At 68.3% G+C, this 24,887-nt stretch carries 18 protein-coding genes; 17 read left to right on the top strand and 1 reads right to left on the bottom strand.

Going from position 1 to position 24,887, the window contains the following annotated elements; translation table 11 throughout:
* Nucleotides 1-60 precede the first annotated feature (60 nt).
* The 15 genes from rplJ (at nucleotide 61) to SD460_RS02835 (ending at nucleotide 21,078) form a co-directional block, all read left to right on the top strand.
* Nucleotides 61-615, top strand: coding sequence for a 50S ribosomal protein L10 (gene rplJ / locus SD460_RS02905; RefSeq protein WP_290059974.1), 555 nt, complete (start codon nucleotides 61-63; stop codon nucleotides 613-615).
* A 49-nt stretch (nucleotides 616-664) separates the two neighbouring features.
* Nucleotides 665-1,051 (top strand): 50S ribosomal protein L7/L12, encoded by a 387-nt coding sequence (rplL, locus tag SD460_RS02900; protein ID WP_086675529.1) that lies wholly within the window; start codon nucleotides 665-667, stop codon nucleotides 1,049-1,051.
* Nucleotides 1,052-1,437: 386 nt separating this feature from the next.
* Nucleotides 1,438-2,643: an ABC transporter ATP-binding protein gene (locus SD460_RS02895; RefSeq protein WP_290059970.1), complete on the top strand. Its 1,206-nt coding sequence runs from the start codon at nucleotides 1,438-1,440 to the stop codon at nucleotides 2,641-2,643.
* 38 nt (nucleotides 2,644-2,681) lie between these two features.
* Complete coding sequence (locus SD460_RS02890; RefSeq protein WP_290059984.1) at nucleotides 2,682-3,434, top strand: MlaE family ABC transporter permease; 753 nt, start codon at nucleotides 2,682-2,684, stop codon at nucleotides 3,432-3,434.
* A 4-nt stretch (nucleotides 3,435-3,438) separates the two neighbouring features.
* Nucleotides 3,439-4,275, top strand: a complete 837-nt coding sequence (locus tag SD460_RS02885) for an MlaE family ABC transporter permease (protein ID WP_003060266.1) — start codon at nucleotides 3,439-3,441, stop codon at nucleotides 4,273-4,275.
* Nucleotides 4,272-5,597 (top strand): MCE family protein, encoded by a 1,326-nt coding sequence (locus SD460_RS02880; protein WP_290059967.1) that lies wholly within the window; start codon nucleotides 4,272-4,274, stop codon nucleotides 5,595-5,597. The genes SD460_RS02885 and SD460_RS02880 overlap by 4 nt, the downstream gene beginning before the upstream one ends.
* Nucleotides 5,594-6,622: an MCE family protein gene (locus tag SD460_RS02875; protein ID WP_290059966.1), complete on the top strand. Its 1,029-nt coding sequence runs from the start codon at nucleotides 5,594-5,596 to the stop codon at nucleotides 6,620-6,622. The genes SD460_RS02880 and SD460_RS02875 overlap by 4 nt, the downstream gene beginning before the upstream one ends.
* A complete protein-coding gene (locus tag SD460_RS02870) occupies nucleotides 6,619-7,605 on the top strand; it encodes an MCE family protein (RefSeq protein WP_290059965.1) in 987 nt (328 codons plus the stop codon). The genes SD460_RS02875 and SD460_RS02870 overlap by 4 nt, the downstream gene beginning before the upstream one ends.
* A complete protein-coding gene (locus SD460_RS02865; RefSeq protein WP_290059964.1) occupies nucleotides 7,602-8,789 on the top strand; it encodes an MCE family protein in 1,188 nt (395 codons plus the stop codon). Before SD460_RS02870 ends, SD460_RS02865 begins: the two co-directional genes overlap by 4 nt.
* Nucleotides 8,786-9,964, top strand: a complete 1,179-nt coding sequence (locus SD460_RS02860) for an MCE family protein (RefSeq protein WP_290059963.1) — start codon at nucleotides 8,786-8,788, stop codon at nucleotides 9,962-9,964. The genes SD460_RS02865 and SD460_RS02860 overlap by 4 nt, the downstream gene beginning before the upstream one ends.
* A complete protein-coding gene (locus SD460_RS02855; protein WP_290059962.1) occupies nucleotides 9,964-11,229 on the top strand; it encodes an MCE family protein in 1,266 nt (421 codons plus the stop codon). The genes SD460_RS02860 and SD460_RS02855 overlap by 1 nt, the downstream gene beginning before the upstream one ends.
* Nucleotides 11,230-11,265: 36 nt before the next feature.
* On the top strand, nucleotides 11,266-11,847 hold the full coding sequence (locus tag SD460_RS02850) for a hypothetical protein (RefSeq protein ID WP_290059961.1): 582 nt from the start codon (nucleotides 11,266-11,268) through the stop codon (nucleotides 11,845-11,847).
* An 86-nt stretch (nucleotides 11,848-11,933) separates the two neighbouring features.
* Nucleotides 11,934-12,890 carry a hypothetical protein gene (locus SD460_RS02845; protein ID WP_318306536.1) on the top strand — a complete coding sequence of 319 codons (957 nt, stop codon included), beginning with the start codon at nucleotides 11,934-11,936 and terminating at the stop codon, nucleotides 12,888-12,890.
* Between the two features lie 678 nt (nucleotides 12,891-13,568).
* Nucleotides 13,569-17,072 carry a DNA-directed RNA polymerase subunit beta gene (gene rpoB, locus SD460_RS02840; protein ID WP_290060804.1) on the top strand — a complete coding sequence of 1,168 codons (3,504 nt, stop codon included), beginning with the start codon at nucleotides 13,569-13,571 and terminating at the stop codon, nucleotides 17,070-17,072.
* Between the two features lie 94 nt (nucleotides 17,073-17,166).
* A complete protein-coding gene (locus tag SD460_RS02835) occupies nucleotides 17,167-21,078 on the top strand; it encodes a DNA-directed RNA polymerase subunit beta' (RefSeq protein WP_318305891.1) in 3,912 nt (1,303 codons plus the stop codon).
* Between the two features lie 66 nt (nucleotides 21,079-21,144).
* Here SD460_RS02835 and SD460_RS02830 read toward each other — a convergent pair whose 3' ends face one another.
* Nucleotides 21,145-21,912: a M15 family metallopeptidase gene (locus SD460_RS02830; protein ID WP_290060800.1), complete on the bottom strand. Its 768-nt coding sequence runs from the start codon at nucleotides 21,910-21,912 to the stop codon at nucleotides 21,145-21,147.
* 139 nt (nucleotides 21,913-22,051) lie between these two features.
* Between SD460_RS02830 and SD460_RS02825 the strand changes: the two genes are divergently transcribed.
* Both SD460_RS02825 and SD460_RS02820 read left to right on the top strand, forming a co-directional pair.
* Nucleotides 22,052-22,693 (top strand): zinc ribbon domain-containing protein, encoded by a 642-nt coding sequence (locus SD460_RS02825; protein WP_290060799.1) that lies wholly within the window; start codon nucleotides 22,052-22,054, stop codon nucleotides 22,691-22,693.
* 309 nt (nucleotides 22,694-23,002) lie between these two features.
* Nucleotides 23,003-24,859, top strand: a complete 1,857-nt coding sequence (locus SD460_RS02820) for a hypothetical protein (RefSeq protein WP_318305890.1) — start codon at nucleotides 23,003-23,005, stop codon at nucleotides 24,857-24,859.
* Nucleotides 24,860-24,887: the final 28 nt, after the last annotated feature.

The raw sequence follows: 24,887 nt of genomic DNA, 5'->3' as shown, positions 1-24,887 counted from the left end.
TTTCGTCGTTTCGGGGCCCCTCGACGCCAGTGGAAACACTAGCCAAGAGAGGAGGCGACCATGGCGAAGCCCGACAAGGTGGCGGCCGTCGCCGAGATCGCGGAGAGCTTCCGCAACAGCTCGGCCACCGTCGTTACCCAGTACACCGGCCTCTCCGTGTCCCAGCTGTCCCAGCTGCGCCGCGCTCTCGGCACCAGTGCCAAGTACCGGGTCGCGAAGAACACCCTCGTCAAGCGCGCCGCCGAAGACGCGGGCGTCACGGGGCTCGAGGGCCTGTTCGTCGGTGCCACCGCCATCGCCTTCGTCGAGGGTGAAGCGGTGGACGCCGCCAAGGCGCTTCGCGACTTCGCGAAGGACAACAACGCGCTTGTGATCAAGGGCGGCTACATGGACGGCAAAGCGCTGTCCGTGGACGAGATCAACCGGATCGCCGATCTCGACAGCCGTGAGGTCCTGCTCTCCAAGGCAGCGGGCGCGTTCAAGGCGAAGCTGTCCCAGGCCGCCGCGCTGTTCCAGGCGCCGGCGTCCCAGGTCGCCCGCCTGGCTGCCGCGCTGGAGGAAAAGCAGCGCGAAGCCACCGGTACCGAAGCAGCCGAAGCACCCGCCGAGAGCTGAACCACCCCCACCCCGAACGTCTAGTTCGTTTTTCTGAGAGGAAGCCATCATGGCGAAGCTGAGCACCGCCGAGCTGATCGACGCCTTCAAGGAGCTCACCCTCCTCGAGCTGTCCGAGTTCGTGAAGGAGTTCGAAGAGGTCTTCGACGTGACCGCCGCCGCGCCGGTCGCCGTCGCCGCTGCCGGCCCCGCCGGTGCCGCCCCGGCCGCCGTCGAGGAGCAGGACGAGTTCGACGTCGTCCTCGAGGGCGCCGGCGACAAGAAGATCCAGGTCATCAAGGTCGTCCGCGAGGTCGTCTCGGGCCTGGGCCTGAAGGAGGCCAAGGAGCTGGTCGAGGCCGCTCCCAAGGCCCTCCTGGAGAAGGTCGACAAGGAGGCCGCCGAGGCCGCCAAGGAGAAGCTCGAGGCCGCGGGCGCCAAGATCTCCATCAAGTGATCCGGGGCGCGCGAGCGCCTCTGCACCACCTCGAGAAGGGGCGGGCATCCACCTGGATGCCCGCCCCTTCCGTTTTGCCTGGTCGCCGGGCCCCCCTAGGAGCGGTGTCCGAATAGCCCCGGGTCCCTAAATCGAGGGTTCCGGGCCAGGAAATCTGCGTTGTTGCCCCGAATGGACTACCGTGCCTCAAGTTGCCGATCACAGCGGGGTGTCGATCAACCCGGGTCTGGCCAGAAAAGAAAACTGGTGAGTAACCTGTTCGCACTCAGCTCGTTGCACCTGGTTGACGCGGGTTCATGGGGCGCCAGGCCCGCACCCGCCGCCGGCATGGGGTGGCATGGGTGTGGCAGCGGGCGCAATGACGCGGAACAGCTCCTGGAGGTGCGATGGGTGCCGAGGTGGTCATCGAAGGTCTGACCAAGTCCTTCGGTAAGCAGGCCATCTGGCGGGACGTCACGCTGACCCTGCCGCCAGGCGAGGTGTCGGCGATGCTCGGTCCGTCCGGAACCGGCAAGTCGGTGTTCCTGAAGTCGATGATCGGGCTGCTCAAGCCCGACCGCGGGCGTTGCGTGATCAACGGCGTCGACATCGTCACCTGCTCCGAACACAAGCTGTACGAGATCCGGAAGCTCTTCGGCGTCCTCTTCCAGGACGGCGCGCTGTTCGGCTCGATGAACCTCTACGACAACGTCGCCTTCCCGCTGCGCGAGCACACGAAGAAGTCCGAGACGGAAATCCGCCGGATCGTCCTCGAGAAGCTCGACATGACGGGTCTCAACGGCGCCGACAAGAAGCTCCCCGGCGAGATCTCCGGTGGTATGCGCAAGCGCGCCGGCCTCGCCCGCGCCCTCGTGCTCGACCCCGAGATCATCCTGGTCGACGAGCCGGACTCGGGTCTCGACCCGGTCCGCACCACCTACATCTCGCAGCTGTTCCTCGACGTCAACGCGCAGATCGACGCGACGTTCCTGATCGTCACGCACAACATCAACCTGGCCCGCACGGTGCCGGACAACCTGGGCATGCTCTTCCGCAAGGAACTGGTCATGTTCGGCCCGCGCGAGGTGCTGCTGACCAGCGAAGAGCCGGTCGTCAAGCAGTTCCTCAACGGCCGGATGCAGGGCCCGATCGGCATGTCCGAGGAGAAGGACAGCGCCCAGATCGCCGCCGAGCAGGCGATGTTCGACGCCGGCCACCACGCGGGCGGGGTCGAGGACATCTCCGGGGTGCCGCCGCAGATGCAGACGACGCCGGGCGTGCCGCAGCGGATGGGCGCGGTCCGCCGCAAGGACCGGGTCATGGAGGTCCTGCACCGGCTGCCGCAGCCCGCGCAGGAGGGCATCATCGCCTCCCTGAGCCCGGAGGAGCAGCGCCACTACGGCGTCAGCCCCCGCCGCGTCGCCCAGGCCCAGCAGCAGCAACAGCAGCAGGTGCCGGCCGGGGCCCGGCCGCAGGGTGACGGCGTCCCGAACCAGCACCACGGGCAGCTGCCCGCCGACCAGGTGGCGCGCATCCCGGGCGGCGGGCAGCCGCCGAGACCCGGTTCGCACCGGATGCCGCCGCCGCGGGACAACGGGCCAGGTGGCCGGTGAGCTCTCCCGCAACACAAGCGAAGATCCCCGGGATCGGCATGCTCCGCGAGACCGGGAACCTGTTCGCTCTCGGCCTCGACATCATCCGTGGCCTGTTCCAGCGCCCGTTCCAGCTGCGGGAGTTCATCCAGCAGTCGTGGTTCATCGCGAGCGTGACCATCCTGCCGACGGCCCTGGTGGCCATTCCCTTCGGCGCGGTCATCTCGCTGCAGTTCGGTTCGCTCGCCCGCCAGCTGGGCGCGCAGTCCTACACCGGCGCGGGCTCCGTGCTCGCCACCGTGCAGCAGGCCAGTCCGCTGGTCACCGCACTGCTGGTGGCGGGCGCGGGCGGCTCGGCCGTCTGCGCCGACATCGGCGCGCGCACCATCCGCGAGGAGATCGCCGCGATGGAGGTGCTCGGCGTCTCCGCGGTCCAGCGGCTGATCGTGCCGCGCACCCTGGCGATGATGCTCGTCGCGCTGCTGCTCAACGGCATGGTCAGCGTCATCGGCGTGCTGGGCGGCTACTTCTTCAACGTCGTGCTGCAGGGCGGGACGCCGGGCGCTTACCTGGCGAGCTTCTCCGCACTGGCCCAGCTGCCCGACCTCTGGGTCGGTGAGCTCAAGGCGCTGATCTTCGGGTTCATCGCCGCCGTCGTCGCGTCCTACCGGGGTCTCAACCCCTCCGGCGGCCCGAAGGGCGTCGGGGACGCGGTGAACCAGTCGGTGGTCATCACGTTCCTGCTGCTGTTCGTCGTGAACTTCGTGATCACCCTGATCTACCTGCAGATCGTGCCCGGAAAGCTGGACTAGCGCCATGACGTTCCTCCAGGGCGCGAAACGCGTCGCCAACCGTCCGCTCCAGACACTGGACACCTTGGGTGACCAGATGTCGTTCTACGGCCGTGCGCTGCTGTGGACGCCGCGGACGCTGCGCCGGTACACCAAAGAGGTCCTCCGGCTGCTGGCCGAGGTGAGCTTCGGGTCCGGTTCGCTCGCGGTCATCGGCGGCACGGTCGGCGTGATGGTCGGCCTGACGCTGTTCACCGGTGTCCTCGTCGGCCTCCAGGGCTACTCGGCGCTGAACTCGATCGGGACGTCGGCCTTCACCGGCTTCCTGACCGCGTTCTTCAACACCCGGGAGATCGCCCCGCTGGTCGCCGGCCTCGCCCTGAGCGCCACGGTCGGCGCCGGCTTCACCGCGCAGCTGGGCGCCATGCGGATCTCCGAGGAGATCGACGCGCTGGAAGTCATGGGCGTGCCGAGCCTGCCGTACCTGGTGACGACGCGGATCATCGCCGGGTTCGTCGCGGTCATCCCGCTCTACATCATCGGCCTGCTGAGCTCGTACCTCGCGTCGAGACTGGTCGTCATCTACATCTACAACCAGTCGGCCGGGACCTACGACCACTACTTCGACCTGTTCTTACCACCGCAGGACGTGCTGTATTCGTTCATCAAGGTGCTGTTGTTCAGCGTCTTGATCATCCTGTCCCACTGCTACTTCGGGTACCGGGCGACCGGCGGCCCGGCCGGCGTGGGCGTGGCCGTCGGCAAGGCCGTGCGGCTCTCCATCGTCACGGTGTCGATCATGAACTTCTTCATCGGCTTCGCCATCTGGGGAACCGACGTCACGGTAAGGATCGCGGGATGAGGACGCTCCGACGCAGGCTGCTCGGCCTGCTGCTCATCGCCGTGATGGTCGGCGGGGTGGCGCTGTCCATCGCGCTCTACGACAAGGCGTTCACGCCGGTCGTCACGGTCAAGCTCCAGGCCGACAAGATCGGCAACCAGCTGATCAAGCAGTCCGACGTCAAGGTGCGCGGCCTGATCGTCGGCTCGGTCGAGGACATCACCGCCACCGCCGAAGGCGCGGAGCTGACGCTGGCGCTCAAGCCGGAGTCGGCGAAGCTGATCCCGGAGAACGTCTCCGCGCGGTTCCTGCCGAAGACGCTCTTCGGCGAGCGGTTCGTCTCGCTGGAGATCCCGAAGGACCCGTCGGCGAAGACGATCGCCAGCGGTGACGTCATCCCGCAGGACCGCACGTCGAACGCGGTCGAGCTGGACCAGGCGTTCGAACACCTGATGCCGGTGCTGCAGGCGGTGCAGCCGCAGAAGCTGTCCGCGACGCTCACCGCGATCTCCACCGCGCTGCAGGGCCGCGGCGACCAGCTCGGCGACACGCTGACGCAGCTGGGGACCTACATCGGCGAGCTGAACCCGCACGAGCCGGAGCTGCAGCACAACCTCAAGGCGCTCGCGGAGTTCTCGGACCACCTGAAGGATGCCGCGCCGGACCTGGTGCAGAGCCTCGACAACCTGAGCACGACCACCCGGACCGTGGTCGACCAGCAGCAGAACCTGTCGAACCTCTACGGCAGCCTCACCCAGGCGTCGACCGACCTGCAGACGTTCCTGCAGAACAACAAGGAGAACATCATCTCCCTCGCCGACACCGCCCGGCCGACGGCCGAGCTGCTGGCGAAGTACGCGCCGGAGTACCCCTGCGTCATCTCCCAGATGGCCCGGAACGTGCCGCTGATCGACCAGGCGCTCGGCAAGGGCACCGACCAGCCCGGCCTGCACGCCACTATCGAGATCATCGTGCCGCGCGCGCCGTACCAGGCGGGCAAGGAAGAGCCGCGGTTCGAGGACAAGCGCGGGCCGCGCTGCTACGACATGAAGGACATCCCGAAGCCGTTCCCGTCCGAGCCGCCGGACGGCGCCTTCCAGGACGGGACCAAGCACCAGGCCGCGCCGAAGACGGTCGGCGAGGGGCTCAACCCGGCCAAGTTCAAGGCCGACGCGGCCGGCAACGGCGCGGGTGCCGGTGACCTGGCGTACTCGAGCGCGGAACAGGGCTTCCTGGCCGACCTGCTCGGCCCGCAGCTGGGCATGAACGCGGCGGACGTCCCGGGCTGGAGCGCCCTGCTCGTCGGCCCGCTGTACCGGGGCGCGGAGGTGACGGTCAAGTGAGGGGCCTGCTCGCACCGCTGATCAAGCTCGGCGTCTTCGTGGTCGTCACCGTGGTGCTCACGACGATCCTCGGGATCAGCATCGCCAACATCAACACCACCAGCACCAACGCCTACAAGGCGCGCTTCACCGACGCGACGCTCCTGCTGCCCAACGACGACGTCCGCATCGCCGGCGTCCGGGTCGGGCAGGTCAAGGACGTCAAGATCGTCGACAAGCGCCAGGCCGAGGTCGAGTTCGAGGTCGACGCCGGCCGGCAGCTGCCGGCCGGGGTGACCGCGCAGATCAAGTTCCGCAACCTCGTCGGCCAGCGCTACGTCTCCCTCGGTGAAGGCGAGAACAGCGGGGGCAAGACGCTCGGCCCCGGCGGCACCATCCCGCTGGAGCGGACCACGCCGGCGCTGGACCTGACCGAGCTGTTCAACGGCTTCAAGCCGCTGTTCACCGCGCTCAACCCGGACGACGTCAACAAGCTGTCGTACGAGGTCATCCAGGTCCTGCAGGGCGAGGGCGGCACCGTCGAGAGCCTGCTTTCGCACACCGCGTCGCTGGCCACCACGATCGCGAACAAGGACCAAGTCATCGGCGAGGTCATCGACAACCTCAACTCGGTCCTCGACACGGTCAACGCGCACACGCCGCAGCTCAACGACCTGATCGTCAAGCTGCAGCAGCTGACCTCCGGCCTCGCCGCCGACCGCAAGCCGATCGGCGACGCGATCGAGAGCCTCGGCAACCTCGCCCAGACGACGTCCGGGCTGCTCAGCGAGGTCCGCGAGCCGCTGAAGAACGACATCAGCGCGCTCGGGTCGCTCACCGACAAGCTCAACAAGAACGAACCGGAGCTGGAGCACTTCATCCAGTTCCTGCCCACCAAGGTGAGCACGCTGACCCGCACCGCGGACTACGGCTCCTGGTTCAACTTCTACGCCTGCGAGTTCACCGGGAGCGTCAGCTTGCCGCCGCTGATCAACGACGTCGCCCTGCCCCTGATCCCGGCCAACCGGGCGAGGTGCAAGGGATGAAGTCCTTCCAGAAGCGCAACCCCGTCCCGATCGCACTGGTCGGCATCGTCGTGCTCGGGCTCGGCTTCCTCGCCGCGCTCAACTCCGACGACCTGCCGGTGATCGGCGGCGGCACCACCTACTCCGCCGAGTTCAGCGAAGCCTCCGGGCTGCAGAAGGACAACGACGTCCGGGTCGCCGGCGTCAAGGTCGGCAAGGTCAGCGACATCGAGCTCGACGGCGCATCGGTCAAGGTGTCGTTCAAGGTCAAGGACGCCTGGCTGGGCGACCGGACCAGCGCCGCGATCAAGATCAAGACGCTGCTCGGCCAGAAGTACCTGTCGCTGGACCCGCAGGGCCAGGGCGCGCTCAACCCGGGCACGGCGATCCCGCGGGACCGCACGATGGCTCCGTACGACGTGCTCGACGCCTTCCGCGGGCTCTCCGAGACCGTCGACAACATCGACACCCAGCAGCTGGCGCAGAGCTTCGACACCATCTCGCAGACCTTCGCCAACACGCCGCAAGACGTGAAGGGCGCGCTCTCGGGCCTGTCGAAGCTGTCGGACACCATCGCTTCGCGCGACCAGCAGCTGTCCAACCTGCTGGCGAACACCCGCGAGGTGTCGCAGACGCTGGTCGACCGCGACGCCGAGGTGCAGAAGCTGCTCACCGACGGCAACAAGCTGCTGGACGAGCTGTCCAAGCGCGAAGAAGCGATCACGGCGCTGCTCGACGGCTCGCGTGAGCTTGCGACGCAGCTGCAGGGCCTGATCGACGACAACGACAAGCAGCTCGACCCGGTGCTGACGTCGCTGGACCAGCTCACCTCGATGCTGCAGCGCAACCAGGACTCCCTCGCCGACGGCATCAAGAAGTTCGCGCCGTTCATCCGCGTCTTCACCAACACCATCGGCAACGGGCGCTGGTTCGACAACTACATCTGCGGCCTGCTGCTGCCGTCGTTCGGCCCGATCAACGAAGAGGGGTGCTACACGAAATGAGTGACACCCGCTTCGGCCAGACCCTGACCAAGGGCTTCACCATCGCGATCGTCCTCGCGCTCGTCGTCGCCGGCGGGATCTGGTGGACCCTGAAGGACGCCGGCCGGAACCACGTGACGGCGTACTTCGCCGGCGCCGTCGGCCTGTACGAGGGCAACAGCGTGCGGATGCTCGGCGTCGACATGGGCACGGTCACCAAGATCCAGCCGATGGGCAACCAGGTGAAGGTCGAGCTCGAGTACGACCGCTCGGTCGCCGTCCCGGCCGACGCGAAGGCGCTCATCGTGGCGCCGTCGCTGGTGTCGGACCGGTACGTGCAGCTCGCCCCGGCCTACACCGGCGGCCCCCGGATCTCCGACGGCGCGGTCATCGGCCTCGACCGCACCGAGGTGCCGCTCGAGGTCGACCAGCTCGCCTCCAGCCTGGCCAGGGTCAGCGAGACCCTCGGCCCGAACGGCGCCAACAAGAACGGGTCGCTGTCGAACCTGCTGACCACCGCGGCGGCCAACGTCGACGGCAACGGGCAGGCCCTGCACGACACGATCACCAAGCTCGGCCAGGCGGCCGGGACGCTGGCCGGCAACAAGGACGACCTGTTCTCCACGGTGGAGAACCTCGGCAAGTTCTCGCAGACGCTGGCCGACTCCGACAAGTCGGTCCGGAACTTCGAGAGCCAGCTCGCCGACGTCAGCGGCTACCTGGCGTCCGAAAAGGACAACCTCGCCGCGACCGTGCAGCAGCTGGGCACCACGCTCACCGCGGTGCAGTCGTTCATCGACGCCAACCACGACCGGCTGAAGTCCAACGTCGACAAGCTGGCCGGGGTCACCAAGGTGCTCGTCGACCAGCGCAGCTCGCTCGCCGAGATCCTCGACGTCGCCCCGGTCGGCCTGAGCAACCTGGTCAACACCTACAACGGCGCGTCCGGCACGCTCGACGCCCGGCCGAACCTCAACGAACTGACCCAGCCGCCGCTGGTGATGATCTGCCGGCTGCTCAAGCAGGCCGGCAAGGGCATTCCGGACGCGCTCGGCAGCGCGTGCGAAGGCATCGCCGGCGTGGTCGACGGGCTGGTCCCGCTGCCGTCGCTGGCCCAGACCGTCCAGGCGCTGCAGGCGGGCCAGCTGCCGCCGCTCCCGCTGCCCATCGCCGGGCAGCTCTACGGCTCGGGAGGTGGCCAGTGAGGAAGCTCCTGACCGTGGGCGCGCTCGCCACGGCGTCGGCGCTGGTGCTCTCCGGCTGCGCGTTCAAGGGCATCTACGACCTGCCGCTGCCCGGTGGCGCCGACCTCGGCGACCACCCGTACACGGTGAACGTCGAGTTCCGGGACGTGCTGGACCTGACCCCGCAGGCCGGGGTGAAGGTCAACGAGGTGCCGGTCGGCCGGGTCGAGAACGTCGGCCTCACCAAGGACGGCTGGCACGCGCTGGTCACGCTGAAGGTCAACGGCGACGTCAAGCTGCCGTCCAACGCGCTGGCCAACGTCAAGCAGTCGAGCCTGCTCGGGGAGAAGTACGTCGAGCTGGCTTCGCCGGGCGACGACCAGGCCCAGGGCAAGCTCGCCGACAACGCGACCATCCCGCTGGCCAGGACGAACCGCAGCGTCGAGGTCGAAGAGCTGCTCGGCGCGTTGTCGCTGCTGCTCAACGGTGGTGGCGTCGACCAGCTCAACACCATCACCAAGGAGCTCAACAACGCCACGTCCGGGCGCGAGCCGGACATCAAGGCGCTGCTGGACAACGCGAACCAGCTGGTCACGAACCTCGACCAGCAGTCGCGCAACATCACCCGGGCGATCGACGGGCTGAGCCGGCTGTCCTCGACCCTGAACGGCCAGAAGGACAAGCTGGTCGGCGCGGTCGACAACCTCGGGCCCGGCCTGGGCGTGCTGGAGTCGCAGCGCGGTCAGCTGGTCACGATGCTGCAGGCGCTGGACAACCTCTCCGGCGTCGCCACCGACACCGTGAACCGGTCGCAGAAGGACCTCGTCGCCGACCTGAAGGCGCTGACGCCGACGCTGCAGAAGCTCGGCGAGGCGGGCAACGACCTGCCGAAGGCGCTCGAAATCCTGCTGACGTTCCCGTTCAGCGACCAGGCCGTCAACGGCGTCAAGGGCGACTACTTCAACCTGTTCGCGAAGGTGGACCTGAACCTGAAGACCGTCGTCGAGAACCTCGGCAACAGCAGGCAGAACGCGCTCGCCGGGCAGATCCCGCTGCCGGGGCTCACCGGCGGCGTCGAGGGCACCCCCGCCAACCAGCCGCCGCCACTGCCGATCCCGGGTGACGGGCAGCAGTCCGGGCAGTCGCAGCCGGGCCTCGGCAATCTCTTCGGGCTCCTGTCGGGAGGTGCGGGCTGATGCTGATCCGCCGGACGAAGATCCAGCTGATCGCCTTCGCGGTCATTTCGGTCGTCGCGATCGTCTACGCGCTGATCCGGTTCGCCGGGCTCGGCACCGTGTTCGGCAACGACGGCTACACGGTGAAGCTGCAGCTCAACGAATCGGGCGGCATCTTCACCAACGCCGAAGTCACCTACCGCGGCTACAACATCGGCCGGGTCGGCGAGATGCGGCTGACCCAGACCGGGCTCGAAGCCGACCTGAACATCGACCCGTCGGCGCCCCAGGTGCCGGCGGACCTCGACGCGGTCGTCGCCAACCGGTCGGCGGTCGGCGAGCAGTACGTCGACCTGAAGCCGAAGGCCGACAAGGGCCCGTACCTGGCGGCCGGCTCGGTGATCCCGGCGGCCAAGACGACCACCCCGGTCAGCACCGACCGGCTGATCGGCGACCTCGACTCGCTCGCCGCGTCGGTCCCGGTCGACTCGCTGCGCACGGTCGTCGACGAGTCCTACGACGCCTTCCGCGGCACCGGCGGCGACCTGCAGAAGCTGCTGGACACCGCACGCAGCTTCACCACGACCGCGCAGGAGTACCTCCCGCAGACGATCCAGCTGCTGGACCAGGGCGGCAAGGTGCTCGACACGCAGAACGACCAGGCGGCGAACTTCGCGTCGTTCAGCAAGAGCCTCAACGAGCTCACCGGCACGCTGAAGAACTCCGACGGCGACCTGCGCAAGCTCATCGGCATCACGCCGCAGGTGGCCGCCCAGGTCAGCCAGGTGCTGAAGGAGTCCGGCCCCGGCCTGGGCGCGCTCACGGCGAACCTGCTCACCACGGCCAACCTGACCGTGACCCGGCTCGACGGCATCGAGCAGGGCCTGGTCACCTACCCGGCGCTGGCCGGCGCGGCGAGCAGCGTCGCGCCCGGTGACGGGACCGCCCACCTCGGCCTGGTGCTCAACCTGTTCAACCCGCCGGCCTGCACCAAGGGCTACCTGCCGTACTCGCAGTACCGGACCGGGAACAACCTGTCGCCGCGGCCCGCGGACGACAACGCGTACTGTGCCGAACCGAAGGGCAGCCCGATCAACGTCCGCGGCGCGCAGAACGCGCCGTATGGCGGGGTCCCGGTCGCGCCGTCCGACGCCGACGTCTCGGCCAACGCGAACCGGCCCGCCGAGGAGCTGGCCGAGGAGCGCGACACCCGCGGGGTGCCGGGCATCGTCGGCAGCCCGGGTGTCAGCCTGAACAGCCTGGGTTCGCTGCTCGGGCTCGCCTGACGTGGATTTGATGACCGCCACCTACCCTGGAGTGCCATGAGTACGGACGAGCCGGCCGCCGTCGAGGACGACGCGGACGTCACCCCGACGCCCGCCGAGGAGCCGTCCTCCTCGCGGATCCTGGTGCTCGGCGCCGGCGCGCTGGCGCTGGCCGCGCTGATCGCCGCCGCGTTCTTCGGGATCCAGTGGTGGGCGGCGGCGGCCGACGACAACGCCGAGCTGGCGGCTTCGCGCGAGGCCGTCGTCAAGGCGGGCGGCAACGCGCTGAAGGCCTACACCGAGGTCGACTACACCGACCTCGACGGCTTCTTCGCCCGGCAGAAGTCGGTGTCGGACGACAAGATGGCCCAGCAGATCGACCAGTCGGCGCCGACGTTCCGCAAGGCGCTCGCCGACGCCAAGACCAAGGTCACCACGGACGTCCAGGACATCGCCGTCGAGGAGCTGGACGACCACGAAGGCAAGGCCAGCTTCCTCGCCGCCATCGCCACGACCGTCACCCAGGGTGACAAGAGCAGCGCCAAGCCGTTGCGCCTCGAAGTGTCGATGACCCGCGTGGGCGACGCGTGGAAGCTGTCCGGCATCGACAGCGTCCCGCTCGTCGCGGCCGGCCAGTAGCGTCACCCCGTTAGGAGCCCGTAGTGCCCCCCTCCCGCCGCCAGCCGCCACGCAGCAGCAGCACCCCGCCGTCGCGCCGGCCGCGCGTGGCCGGTCTGCGCAAGCCGGCGGACGAGTCCGCCGCCGAGCGGACCGGCCAGCTCCCCGCCGTGCCCGCCGAGCCGCGCAAGCCGCGTCCCCGGCCGGCCCCGCGCCCGGTGCCCCGGCCCGCCGCCAAGCCCGAGTCGTTCGAAGCCGCGAGCGGGCAGCTCGACACGGCCCCGTCCGCCGAGGACACGGCGGTGTTCGCGGCCGTCGGTACCGAGGCGGAGCCGGCGGTCGACGCCCAGCCCGAGGCGGCGCCGGAGAAGCCGGCCCCGCGGCGGAAGAAGCGGGACTCGGGCATCGCGAAGCCGACTGAGGAGTCCGAGGTCGAGGTCCCCGAAGCGGCTTCGGCGGCTTCGGCGGCGGACCCGGCGAAGCCGAAGGTGCCGCGGCCGTACGTGGTCGCGGGCGCGCTGGTGCTGGTGGCGCTGGTGCTGGGCGGGCTGGCGTTCTGGTTCAAGTACGAAGAGGTCCAGGTCTCCTCGGCGACCAGCAACACCGCGCTGCTCGACGTCGCGAAGACGGCGCAGGTCAAGGACTCCGTCTCGAAGGCGGCCGAGGCGCTGTTCTCGTACGACTTCAACAACATCAAGAAGACCGAGGACGCGGCCAACGACCTGCTGGCCAACGACGACGTCCGCGCCAAGTACAACTCCCTGATGGGCGAGGTCAAGCGGCTCGCGCCGGCGCAGAAGATGATCGTGACCTGCAAGGTCACGCGCTCCGCCGTCATCATGCTGAACGGCGACCTGGCGAAGGTGATGGTCTTCGTCGACCAGACCTCGACCCGCACGGACACGAAGAAGACGACGGCGGGCACGGCCCAGCTCCACTTGAACGCCCAGCTGCAGGGGGACAAGTGGAAGATCACGGACATGGACACGTACAACGCGCCGAAGGTCCCGGCGGCCACCCAGGCCCCGGCCGCGTCGTCCGCGCCGCCTTCCCCGACGAAGTAAACGCGCTGAAGGGCCCTCTCCGCGCACGAGACGAGCGGAGGGGGCCCTTCGTCGTGCGGAGGACCCGGACGCTCTTGTACGGCGTTCAGCGGCCGCTTCCGGCCTCCGTGGCGCCTGGGGCACGAGTGACCGCTGGGACTCGCCCGAACCGGCGCCCGAATGGCCCTCCGCGACGCCCTCCCGAGCACCCCGTGGAGAACTTCTCCGCCCGTGCCGGGTGGCGTGCGGCACAGCTCGCACGACGAAATCCGCGGAAGAACCGCAGGTCCAAGCACTTTACTGGCGCTACCGGCCAGTAACCTGCATGATATTCGGCCGCTTACGCTCCGCTGAACCTCTTCAACGCTGCGCCAACCGGCGGGACCCCCGTGTGGCATCTTGACTCTCGGCGCCGGTGGGTTCACGCTTACTCCCGACGGCGAAACCGGCGGCCCTTGCGGGAGGGACAACCGGCTCGCCTGGAGGCATACCTGAAGACGTCGCGAGGCAGGCTGGGCCCCATCGGGAGCGCCCCCTGGACAGACCGCGCCGTTCGGGCTAGACTGCCTCTTTGCGCTGCCCTCTTTCAGGCTGCCCGGAGCCGGTAGTTAGGATAGTGGGCACACGGCACCCTTGACAGTCGCTCATAGCTGTTGCTATGGCGGCCGTCACCGCTCATTGTCCCCGGAAGGACGCATCTTGGCAGTCTCTCCCGCGAACCAGGCCACTGCTGCGACCACCTCGGCTGAATCTCGCTCGGAGTCCACGGGAATCCCCGGCGCGCCCAAGCGGGTTTCCTTCGCAAAGATTCGCGAACCCCTCAACACCCCCAACCTGCTCGACGTCCAGATCCAGTCGTTCCAGTGGTTCACCGGGGACGAAGCGTGGTTCGAACGCCGTGTCGAAGAAGGTGAAGAAAACCCGGTCGGCGGCCTCGAAGAGGTCCTGAACGAGATCTCCCCGATCGAGGACTTCTCCGGTTCGATGTCCCTGTCCTTCTCCGCCCCGCGCTTCGACGAGGTCAAGGCCTCGATCGAGGAGTGCAAGGACAAGGACATGACGTACGCCGCGCCGCTGTTCGTCACGGCCGAGTTCGTCAACAACAACACGGGCGAGATCAAGAGCCAGACGGTCTTCCTGGGCGACTTCCCGGTCATGACCGACAAGGGCACGTTCATCATCAACGGCACCGAGCGTGTCGTCGTGTCCCAGCTGGTCCGCTCGCCGGGCGTCTACTACTCGAAGGACGTCGACAAGACGACCGACAAGGACGTCTTCAGCGTCCGCGTGATCCCGAGCCGCGGTGCGTGGCTCGAGTTCGACGTCGACAAGCGCGACACCGTCGGCGTCCGCATCGACCGCAAGCGCCGCCAGCCGGTCACCGTGCTGCTGAAGGCGCTGGGCTGGACCACCGAGGCGATCCGCGAGCGCTTCTCCTTCTCGGAGACGCTGCTGGCGACCCTCGAAAAGGACCACACGGCCGGCACCGACGAGGCCCTGCTCGACATCTACCGCAAGCTGCGCCCGGGCGAACCCCCCACCAAGGAGAGCGCGCAGACCCTGCTGGAGAACCTGTTCTTCAAGGCGAAGCGCTACGACCTGGCCAAGGTCGGCCGGTACAAGGTCAACAAGAAGCTCGGCCTGTCGACGCCCTACGACACCGGGACGCTGACCGAAGAGGACATCGTCACCACCATCGAGTACCTGGTCCGGCTGCACGCCGGCGAGGACAAGATGGACGCCGACAACGGCACCGAGATCCCGGTCGAGACCGACGACATCGACCACTTCGGCAACCGGCGCCTGCGCACGGTCGGCGAGCTGATCCAGAACCAGATCCGGGTCGGCCTCTCCCGCACCGAGCGGGTCGTGCGCGAGCGCATGACCACGCAGGACGTCGAGGCGATCACGCCGCAGACCCTGATCAACATCCGCCCGATCGGCGCGGCGATCAAGGAGTTCTTCGGCACCTCGCAGCTGTCGCAGTTCATGGACCAGAACAACCCGCTGTCGGGCCTGACGCACAAGCGTCGCCTGTCGGCCCTCGGCCCGGGTGGTCTGTCCCGTGAGCGCGCCGGCATGGAGGTCCGTGACGTCCACCCGTCGCACTACGGCCGCATGTGCCCGATCGAGACGCCGGAAGGCCCGAACATCGGCCTGATCGGCTCGCTCTGCTCGTACGCGCGGGTCAACCCGTTCGGCTTCATCGAGACGCCGTACCGCAAGGTCGTCGAGGGCCGGGTCACCGACCAGGTCGACTACCTGACGGCGGACGAAGAGGACCGGTACGTCAAGGCCCAGGCCAACGCGCCGATCACCGACGACGGCACCTTCGTGGAAGACCGGGTCATGGCCCGCCGCAAGGGTGGCGAGGTCGAGCTGATCGACCCGCTCGACATCGACTACATGGACGTCTCGCCGCGGCAGATGGTCTCGGTCGCGACGGCGATGATCCCGTTCCTCGAGCACGACGACGCGAACCGCGCCCTGATGGGTGCGAACATGCAGCGCCAGGCCGTGCCGCTGCTGCGCAACCAGGCCCCGTACGTGGGCACGGGTGTGGAGCTGCGCGCCGCGGTCGACGCCGGTGACGTGCTCGTCGCCGAGCAGGCCGGCATCGTCGAGGAGCTCTCGGCGGACCTGATCACGATCATGCACGACGACGGCACGCGGAAGAGCTACGGACTGTACAAGTTCCGCCGCTCGAACCACGGCACCTGCTTCAACCACCGCCCGATCGTCAACGAGGGCGACCGGGTCGAGCAGGGTCAGGTCATCGCCGACGGCCCGTCCACCGAGAACGGTGAGATGGCGCTCGGCAAGAACCTGCTCGTCGCGGTCATGCCGTGGGAGGGCCACAACTACGAGGACGCGATCATCCTCTCGGAGCGCCTGGTGCAGGACGACGTCTTGACGTCGATCCACATCGAGGAGCACGAGATCGACGCCCGCGACACCAAGCTGGGCGCCGAGGAGATCACCCGGGACATCCCGAACGTCTCCGAGGAGGTCCTGGCCGACCTCGACGAGCGCGGCATCATCCGGATCGGTGCCGAGGTCCGCGACGGCGACATCCTGGTCGGCAAGGTCACGCCGAAGGGCGAGACCGAGCTGACGCCGGAAGAGCGCCTGCTCCGCGCGATCTTCGGCGAGAAGGCCCGCGAAGTCCGCGACACCTCGCTGAAGGTGCCGCACGGCGAGACCGGCAAGGTCATCGGCATCCGCGTGTTCTCGCGCGAGGACGACGACGAGCTGCCCCCGGGCGTCAACGAGCTGGTCCGCGTCTACGTGGCCCAGAAGCGCAAGATCCAGCCGGGCGACAAGCTCGCCGGCCGCCACGGCAACAAGGGCGTCATCGGCAAGATCCTGCCGGTCGAGGACATGCCGTTCATGGAGGACGGCACCCCGGTCGACATCATCCTGAACACGCACGGTGTGCCGCGACGGATGAACATCGGCCAGATCCTCGAGCTGCACCTGGGCTGGCTGGCCTCGCAGGGCTGGACGATCGAAGGCAACCCGGACTGGGCGAAGAACCTGTCCGAGGAGCTCTACGACGTCGCGCCGAACACGAACACCGCCACCCCGGTGTTCGACGGCGCGAAGGAAGAGGAGCTCACCGGGCTGCTCGGGGCGACCAAGCCGAACCGTGACGGCGAGCGCATGGTCAAGGAGAACGGCAAGGCGACCCTGCTGGACGGCCGCTCCGGCGAGCCGTACCCGTACCCGGTCGCGGTCGGCTACATGTACATCCTGAAGCTGCACCACCTGGTCGACGACAAGATCCACGCCCGCTCCACCGGTCCGTACTCGATGATCACGCAGCAGCCGCTGGGTGGTAAGGCGCAGTTCGGTGGCCAGCGCTTCGGTGAGATGGAGTGCTGGGCGATGCAGGCGTACGGCGCCGCCTACACGCTGCAGGAGCTGCTGACGATCAAGTCGGACGACGTGGTCGGTCGCGTCAAGGTGTACGAAGCCATCGTCAAGGGGGAGAACATCCCCGAGCCGGGCATCCCGGAGTCGTTCAAGGTGCTCCTGAAGGAGCTCCAGTCGCTGTGCCTCAACGTCGAGGTGCTCTCCAGCGACGGTGCGGCGATCGAGATGCGCGACTCCGACGACGAGGACCTCGAGCGCGCCGCCGCGAACCTCGGCATCAACCTGTCCCGCAACGAGTCGCCCTCGGTGGACGACGTCGTGCACTGATCGCGAGCTGAGCGAGGAGGGCCGGCCTCCCGCAGGCCCTCCTCGCTCGCCCGCCACCCCTCTCTAGCCGAAACAACCCCAAGGGGATCTAGACGTGCTGGACGTCAACTTCTTCGATGAGCTCCGCATCGGTCTCGCCACGGCTGACGACATCCGTCAGTGGTCCTTCGGCGAGGTCAAGAAGCCGGAGACCATCAACTACCGGACGCTCAAGCCCGAGAAGGACGGCCTCTTCTGCGAGAAGATCTTCGGTCCGACCCGGGACTGGGAGTGCTACTGCGGCAAGTACAAGCGCGTCCGCTTCAAGGGCATCATCTGTGAGCGCTGCGGCGTCGAGGTGACCCGCGCCAAGGTGCGCCGCGAGCGGATGGGCCACATCGAGCTGGCCGCCCCGGTCACCCACATCTGGTACTTCAAGGGTGTTCCCTCGCGCCTCGGCTACCTGCTGGACCTGGCGCCGAAGGACCTCGAGAAGATCATCTACTTCGCTGCTTACGTCATCACGGGCGTGAACACGGAGCTGCGCCACAACGACCTGCCGACCCTCGAGAACGAGATCGGCGTCGAGCGCAAGAACCTCGAGACCAAGCGCGACGCGGACATCGAGGCCCGCGCGCAGAAGCTGGAAGCCGACCTGGCCGAGCTGGAGGCGGAGGGCGCCAAGTCCGACGTCCGCCGCAAGGTCAAGGAAGGCGGCGAGCGCGAGATGCGTCAGCTGCGTGACCGCGCCGGTCGCGAGCTGGACCGCCTCGAGGAGGTCTGGACGACCTTCACGAAGCTCGACACCCGCCAGCTGATCGCCGACGAGCTGCTCTACCGCGAGCTCGTCGACCGCTACGGCGAGTACTTCACTGGCGGCATGGGCGCGGAGGCCATCCAGAAGCTGGCCACCGAGTTCGACGTCAGCGCCGAGGCCGACAACCTGCGCGACACCATCCGCAACGGCAAGGGGCAGAAGAAGCTCCGCGCGCTGAAGCGGCTCAAGGTCGTCGCGGCGTTCCAGGCCACCGGCAACGACCCGCGCGGCATGGTGCTGGACGCCGTCCCGGTCATCCCGCCGGACCTGCGCCCGATGGTGCAGCTCGACGGTGGCCGCTTCGCGACGTCGGACCTGAACGACCTGTACCGCCGCGTGATCAACCGCAACAACCGCCTCAAGCGGCTGATCGACCTCGGCGCGCCCGAGATCATCGTCAACAACGAGAAGCGGATGCTGCAGGAGGCCGTCGACGCGCTGTTCGACAACGGCCGCCGCGGGCGTCCGGTCACCGGCCCGGGCAACCGGCCGCTGAAGTCGCTGTCCGACCTCCTCAAGGGCAAGCAGGGCCGGTTCCGCCAGAACCTGCTCGGCAAGCGCGTCGACTACTCGGGCCGTTCGGTCATCATCGTCGGCCCGCAGCTGAAGCTGCACCAGTGCGGTCTGCCGAAGGACATGGCGCTCGAGCTGTTCAAGCCGTTCGTCATGAAGCGGCTGGTCGACCTGAACCACGCGCAGAACATCAAGTCCGCCAAGCGGATGGTGGAGCGCTCGCGGCCGCAGGTGTGGGACGTGCTGGAAGAGGTCATCACCGGCCACCCGGTGATGCTGAACCGCGCGCCGACGCTGCACCGCCTCGGCATCCAGGCCTTCGAGCCGCAGCTGGTCGAGGGCAAGGCCATCCAGCTGCACCCGCTGGTCTGCGAGGCGTTCAACGCGGACTTCGACGGTGACCAGATGGCGGTGCACCTGCCGCTGTCGGCCGAGGCGCAGGCCGAGGCCCGGATCCTGATGCTGTCGGCGAACAACATCCTGTCGCCGGCGTCGGGCCGTCCGCTCGCCATGCCGCGACTGGACATGGTCACGGGTCTGTTCCACCTGACCCGCCTGGCCGAGGACGCCGAGGGCGCGGGCAACGCGTACTCGTCGCCGGCCGAGGCCATCATGGCCTTCGACCGCAAGGCGCTGAGCCTGCACGCCCCGGTCAAGATCCGCGTCACCGACCGCCAGCCGGCCAAGGCCGACGAAGCGGCGCTCGCGGAGAAGGGCTGGGAGCCGGGCAAGGCGTGGCTGGCCGAGACGACCCTGGGCCGCGTGCTGTTCAACGAGCTGCTGCCGGCGGACTACCCGTTCATCAACGAGCCGATGCCGAAGAAGCGTCAGGCCGCGATCGTGAACGACCTCGCCGAGCGGTACTCGATGACCCAGGTCGCGCAGACGCTGGACCGCCTGAAGGACGCCGGTTTCTACTGGGCGACCCGCTCGGGCGTCACCGTCGCCATCTCGGACGTGCTCACCCCGGTGGGCAAGAAGGCCATCCTCGACGAGTACGAGGGCAAGGCCTCCCAGGTGGAGAAGCGCTACCAGCGTGGTCAGCTGTCGCACACCGAGCGCAACAACGAGCTCGTCAAGGTGTGGACGCAGGCCACCGAAGAGGTCCACAAGATCATGGAGACGGCGCTGCCGGACGACAACCCGATCGCCATGATCGTCAAGTCGGGCGCGGCGGGCAACATGACGCAGGTCCGGTCGCTGGCCGGTATGCGTGGCCTGGTGTCCAACCCGAAGGGTGAGTACATCCCGCGTCCGATCAAGGCCAACTTCCGTGAAGGCCTGTCGGTGGCGGAGTACTTCATCGCGACGCACGGTGCCCGGAAGGGCCTGGCGGACACGGCGCTGCGGACCGCCGACTCGGGTTACCTGACCCGGCGTCTGGTGGACGTCTCGCAGGACGTCATCGTCCGCGAGGTCGACTGCGGCACCACCCGCGGCATCATGATGCCGATCGGCGAGGACATCGGCGACGGCAAGGTCCTGCGCGACCAGCACGTCGAGACCTCCGTGTACGCGCGGAACCTCGCGACGGACGCGGTGGACGCCAAGGGCAACGTCGTGCTGAACGCGGGCGACGACATCGGCGACCCGGCCCTCGACAAGCTGCTCTCCAGCGGCATCTCGAAGGTCAAGGTCCGCTCGGTGCTGACCTGCGAGTCGGCCGTCGGCATCTGCGCGACCTGCTACGGCCGCTCGATGGCGACCGGTCAGCTCGTCGACGTCGGCGAGGCCGTGGGTATCGTCGCGGCCCAGTCGATCGGTGAGCCCGGTACGCAGCTGACGATGCGTACGTTCCACCAGGGTGGTGTCGCCGGTGACGACATCACGACGGGTCTGCCCCGTGTGCAGGAGCTCTTCGAAGCTCGTGTCCCGAAGGGCAAGGCGCCGATCGCCGACGTCGATGGCCGCGTGCGCATCGAGGAGAGCGAGCGGTTCTGGAAGATCACGCTGATCCCGGACGACGGCGGCGAAGAGATCGTCTTCGACAAGCTGTCCAAGCGTCAGCGGCTCGCGAACACCCCGAACGGCCCGCTGGGCGACGGCGACCACGTCAACGTCGGCCAGCAGCTGCTCGAAGGCACGCCGGACCCGCACGAGGTCCTGCGGGTCATGGGGCCGCGCGAGGCGCAGATGCACCTGACGGACGAGGTCCAGAAGGTGTACCGGGCGCAGGGTGTGTCGATCCACGACAAGCACATCGAGGTCATCGTGCGGCAGATGCTGCGCCGCGTGACGATCATCGACTCCGGTGCCACGGACTTCCTCCCGGGCGAGCTGCCCGAGCGGACCAAGTTCGAGGCGACGAACCGGGCCGCGGTCGCCGAAGGCGGCGAGCCGGCTTCGGGTCGTCCGGTGCTGATGGGTATCACGAAGGCGTCCCTCACCACGGACTCGTGGCTGTCGGCGGCGTCGTTCCAGGAGACCACGCGCGTCCTGACCGACGCGGCCATCAACGGCCGCTCGGACCGGCTCGTGGGCCTCAAGGAGAACGTGATCATCGGTAAGCTGATCCCGGCCGGTACGGGCATCAACAAGTACCGCAACATCCAGGTGCAGCCGACCGAGGAGGCCCGGGTCGCGGCGTACGCGATCCCGTCCTACGACGACGGCTACTACACCCCGGACGTGTTCGGTACGGGCACCGGTGCCGCGGTTCCGCTGGACGACTACGACTTCGGCCGCGACTTCCGCTGAAGCTGAGTCACGAGAAAGGCCCTCGCCGGGTTTCCGGCGGGGGCCTTTCCCGTTTCCGGCCCGGGCTCAGCGCGAGGCGTGGCGGGTCACCGGGAAGTCGAAGTAGGTGTCCGGGAACGGCTCGTCGTTCAGCGTGAAGTGCCACCACTCCTCGGGCAGGTTCCGGAACCCCGCCGCCGCCATCGTGGTCTTCAGCAGCTGACGGTGCTCCCGGGCGACCCCCGTGATCGCCGGGTTGTCGGTGTGGGCCAAGGGGTCGAAGCAGTCGTAGCCGGTGCCCATGTCGACCGTGTTGTCCGGGAACCGCCGCGGCGCGAAGCACGGCTCGAGCGGCTCACCGGGGAAGTACGGCCGCTGGAACCGCGGCGGGAGCTTCACGATGGTGAGGTCCATGGTGCTGCCGCGGCTGTGCCCGGACTTCTCGGCGATGTACCCGTCGGCGAAGAGCCGGTCCTTGGCGACGTTCGGGTAGAACTCGGCCTTCATCTTCTCGTCGGCGAGGTCCTTCGCCCACCGCACGAAGTGGTCGACCGCGCGCTGCGGGCGGTAGCAGTCGTAGACCTTGAGGGTGTAGCCCTGCTTGCGCAGTTCGTGCTGGGCCTTCCGCAGCCCGTCGGCGGCCTGGCGGGTCAGCAGGCAGCTGGGTGCGAGGTAGCCGTCGACGCGCCGGCCGACGAAGTTGTGCTGCGTCGCGTAGCGCATGTCCTGCAGGATCGAGGGGGCGACGTCGGCGAGCGCGACGAAGCCGGTGGACGTGGCCTGCGCCGCGCTGGGGACGGCGAGGGCCGTGGCGGCGGCGAGGGTGACGGCGGCGAGCGCCCGGAAGATCGGCATGCCTCTCGTTTAGCACCTCCGGTGCCGGACATTCAGCCGCCTTTCGGGCAGCACTTCGGGATCCGTAACGGCTGGTAGCCGGGTCGTTGTCGGCAAATCTCTCGTCCCCGGCGCCGCGGGCGGCTGGCGAAGATGGGCCGTGGCTGACTCTGTGCCCTTCACGGACAACTTCTCCGACCTCTCGAACACGCAGGGGTACCAGTTCGAGTTCCGCTGCGAGCGCTGCGGGAACGGCTTCCGCTCCGCGTTCCAGCGCGACAACGTCGAGACCGGGCGAAGCGTGCTTCGCGCCGTGGGCTCGTTCTTCGGCGGCACCCTGCGCGACCTGAGCAACTCGGCCGACCAGTGGCGCTACGACCGCGCGACCAACTCGCCCGCCAAGGACAAGGCGCTCGCCGCCGCCGTCCAGGAGATCACCCCGAGCTTCCGCCAGTGCCGAGGCTGCGGGGACTGGATGTGCCACGACCAGTGCTGGAACGAGGAGATCGGCCAGTGCCTGCGCTGCTCGCCGAGCGTCGCGGAGGAGATTTCGCGCGCCCAGGCGTCGGCCCAGCGCGACCAGATCTGGGACAAGGCCCGCGAGAAGGACTGGACCACCGACCTCGACCTCGACACCCGCGCGAAGGTCACCTGCCCCGGCTGCGGCCTGAAGGCGAACGGCGGCAAGTTCTGCTCGTCCTGCGGCACGTCCCTGGCCCTCAAGGTCCGCTGCGGCGGCTGCGGGAGCGAGGGCAACAAGCCGGGCGCGCTGTTCTGCTCGGACTGCGGCAGCAAACTCTGACCAAAGTTCCCCGCACTTCATAACGAGTTCGTAACGAGCAGCCCCGGCGTTCAGGTGCCGGGGCTGCGCCATTGTGACCAACCGTGACACGACCGGTTGGTCTAGACGTCTTGCCCACCCATTCGGCCTAGAGGTGTCCGTCAACTCGGTCCACCTCGTGGGAGATTCACCCGATTGGGGCGAGTCCCATTCTTTGATCACGGCTGGACGCTTCGTCCGCTTGGCGCGAATATCCCGTCCAGGTCGGCTGACGTCAGCTTTCCGTTGTGTCCCAACGGTTTCCGTCCGTGAACAAGAACTGGGAGAACCATGCGATCAACCCCGTTGCGCCCGGGCCGGTGGCGGAAGGTGGTGACCGGCGCCGCGGCACTCGCTCTCGCGGCCGGTGCGGTCACGTACACCGGTTCGTCGACCGGCGCCTACGCCGACGTCCAGACCGTCACCGACGCGAAGACCGCGTCCGACGGGAAGCAGTACTGGGTGCAGAACCACCTGGTGTCCAAGGACTTGACCGCCGAGTCGCGGTCCGCGGACGGCACGCCGAAGAAGTGGCTGCTCGTCTGGGCCGGTGACGAAAACATCGCCGACACGCTCGTCAAGGACGTCAAGAACCTGCCGGGCACGCTCGGCGGTGGGCTCAACAAGATCAAGAACGCCTTGCCGGGGCCGGACTTCCTCGCCGTGATCGACGCGACGCAGGGTTCGCCGACCTACGGCAAGGTCGTCAACACCGCCACCGTCGGGCCGCTCGTCGAGAACGAGCCGCACCACATGCAGTACGTGTGGCACAAGGGCGACACGATCTACGCCGGCGCGCTGTTCGCCGCCGCGACGTACGCCTTCGACGTCAGCGCGCTGCCGCAGCTGAAGCTCAAGGGCGTCAGCCTGCCGACGAACACGCTCGGCGGGAGCGTCCCCGACGCCTACTGGGTGCTCAAGGACGGCACCGCGTACGGCACCTACATGGGCGGCCCGGTCGTGCCGGGGCCGCACGCCTACGCCGACGGCTCCACGCAGATCGGCAACGGCTTCGCGGGCAGCCCCGGCGAGGTCGTCCACTTCGGACAGAACGCCGAGGTGCTTTCCGAGTCGCCGGCGGCGACCCCGCAGGGCGACAACCAGAAGCTCTGCGACAACCTGCCGCAGCTGGGCAAGCCGACCTGCGCCAACCCGCACGGCATCCAGGCCCGCGAGGACCTGAACACGCTGGTCACGTCCGACTACGCCGAGCCGCGCAACATCATCCTCGACCCGGTGAAGCAGCCGTCGCCGTACCTGCGGCGGCCGACCGTGCGGACCTGGGACATCTCCGACCGCAACCACCCGAAGCTGAAGTCGGTGTCGTACCTGCAGGACGGCCCCCGCGCCGATCCGGCCGACCCGCTGCACGCCGAGAGCCGCGCGGTCATGGAGACCACGGTGACCAACGTGGCCGGCCACAAGGGCGCGTTCGCCCAGACCATGCAGGGCGGCGCGGTGTTCTACACGCCGGACATCACCGCGGCCGAGCCGCACTGGATCGAGGTGTTCGACGACGGCACCGCGAACAAGTCCATCTACGCCAACAACGACTCGAACGGCGCCAGCTCCAACGGTGGCTGGATCCAGACGAGCCCGGACGACAAGTACCTCTACCGCGCGATCGTCGGGCGGCAGAAGGGCACCCTCTCGGCCGACGACCCCGGCACCACCGGCGGCGTCTACGTCCTCGACATCCAGAAGCTGGTCAACGCCGGCGACCGGATCGAGGACATCCAGGGCCGGGTCGACACCAAGGCGAAGGCGCAGCAGGGCGGGGGCGGCGACCTGCCGACCGTCGTCGGCGCGGCCCCGATCAACCCCGGCACGCCGGGCGCGGGCCCGCACTGGGGCGCCTACGACAACTGGGCGCTCGGCAGCGACGGTTTCTACCACGAAACCACGTCGCCGCAGCACCTCGCGGTGTCGAACTACTTCGTCGCCCGGTCCGGTTTGGACGGTGACCACAAGGTCAACCTGCTGAACCTCGGTCCGGACGGGAAGGTCGCGGTCGACTCGAACTTCCGGGACGAGTTCACCGGGCAGGTCGGCATCAACTTCAACCGCAAGTCGTGGCCGCACGGGGACTTCGGCAACGCCAAGCCGCACTCCGAGCTGTTCGTGGTCGCGGACGCGGACATCAAGTAACGCGGTCGTGAGTGTTTGGTCGGGTTCT

Origin of the sequence: Amycolatopsis solani, assembly GCF_033441515.1 — a bacterium.
Lineage (GTDB): Bacteria > Actinomycetota > Actinomycetes > Mycobacteriales > Pseudonocardiaceae > Amycolatopsis > Amycolatopsis solani.
The sequence above is the reverse complement of the archived record's forward strand: the minus strand, read 5'-3'. Positions and strand labels throughout refer to the sequence as shown.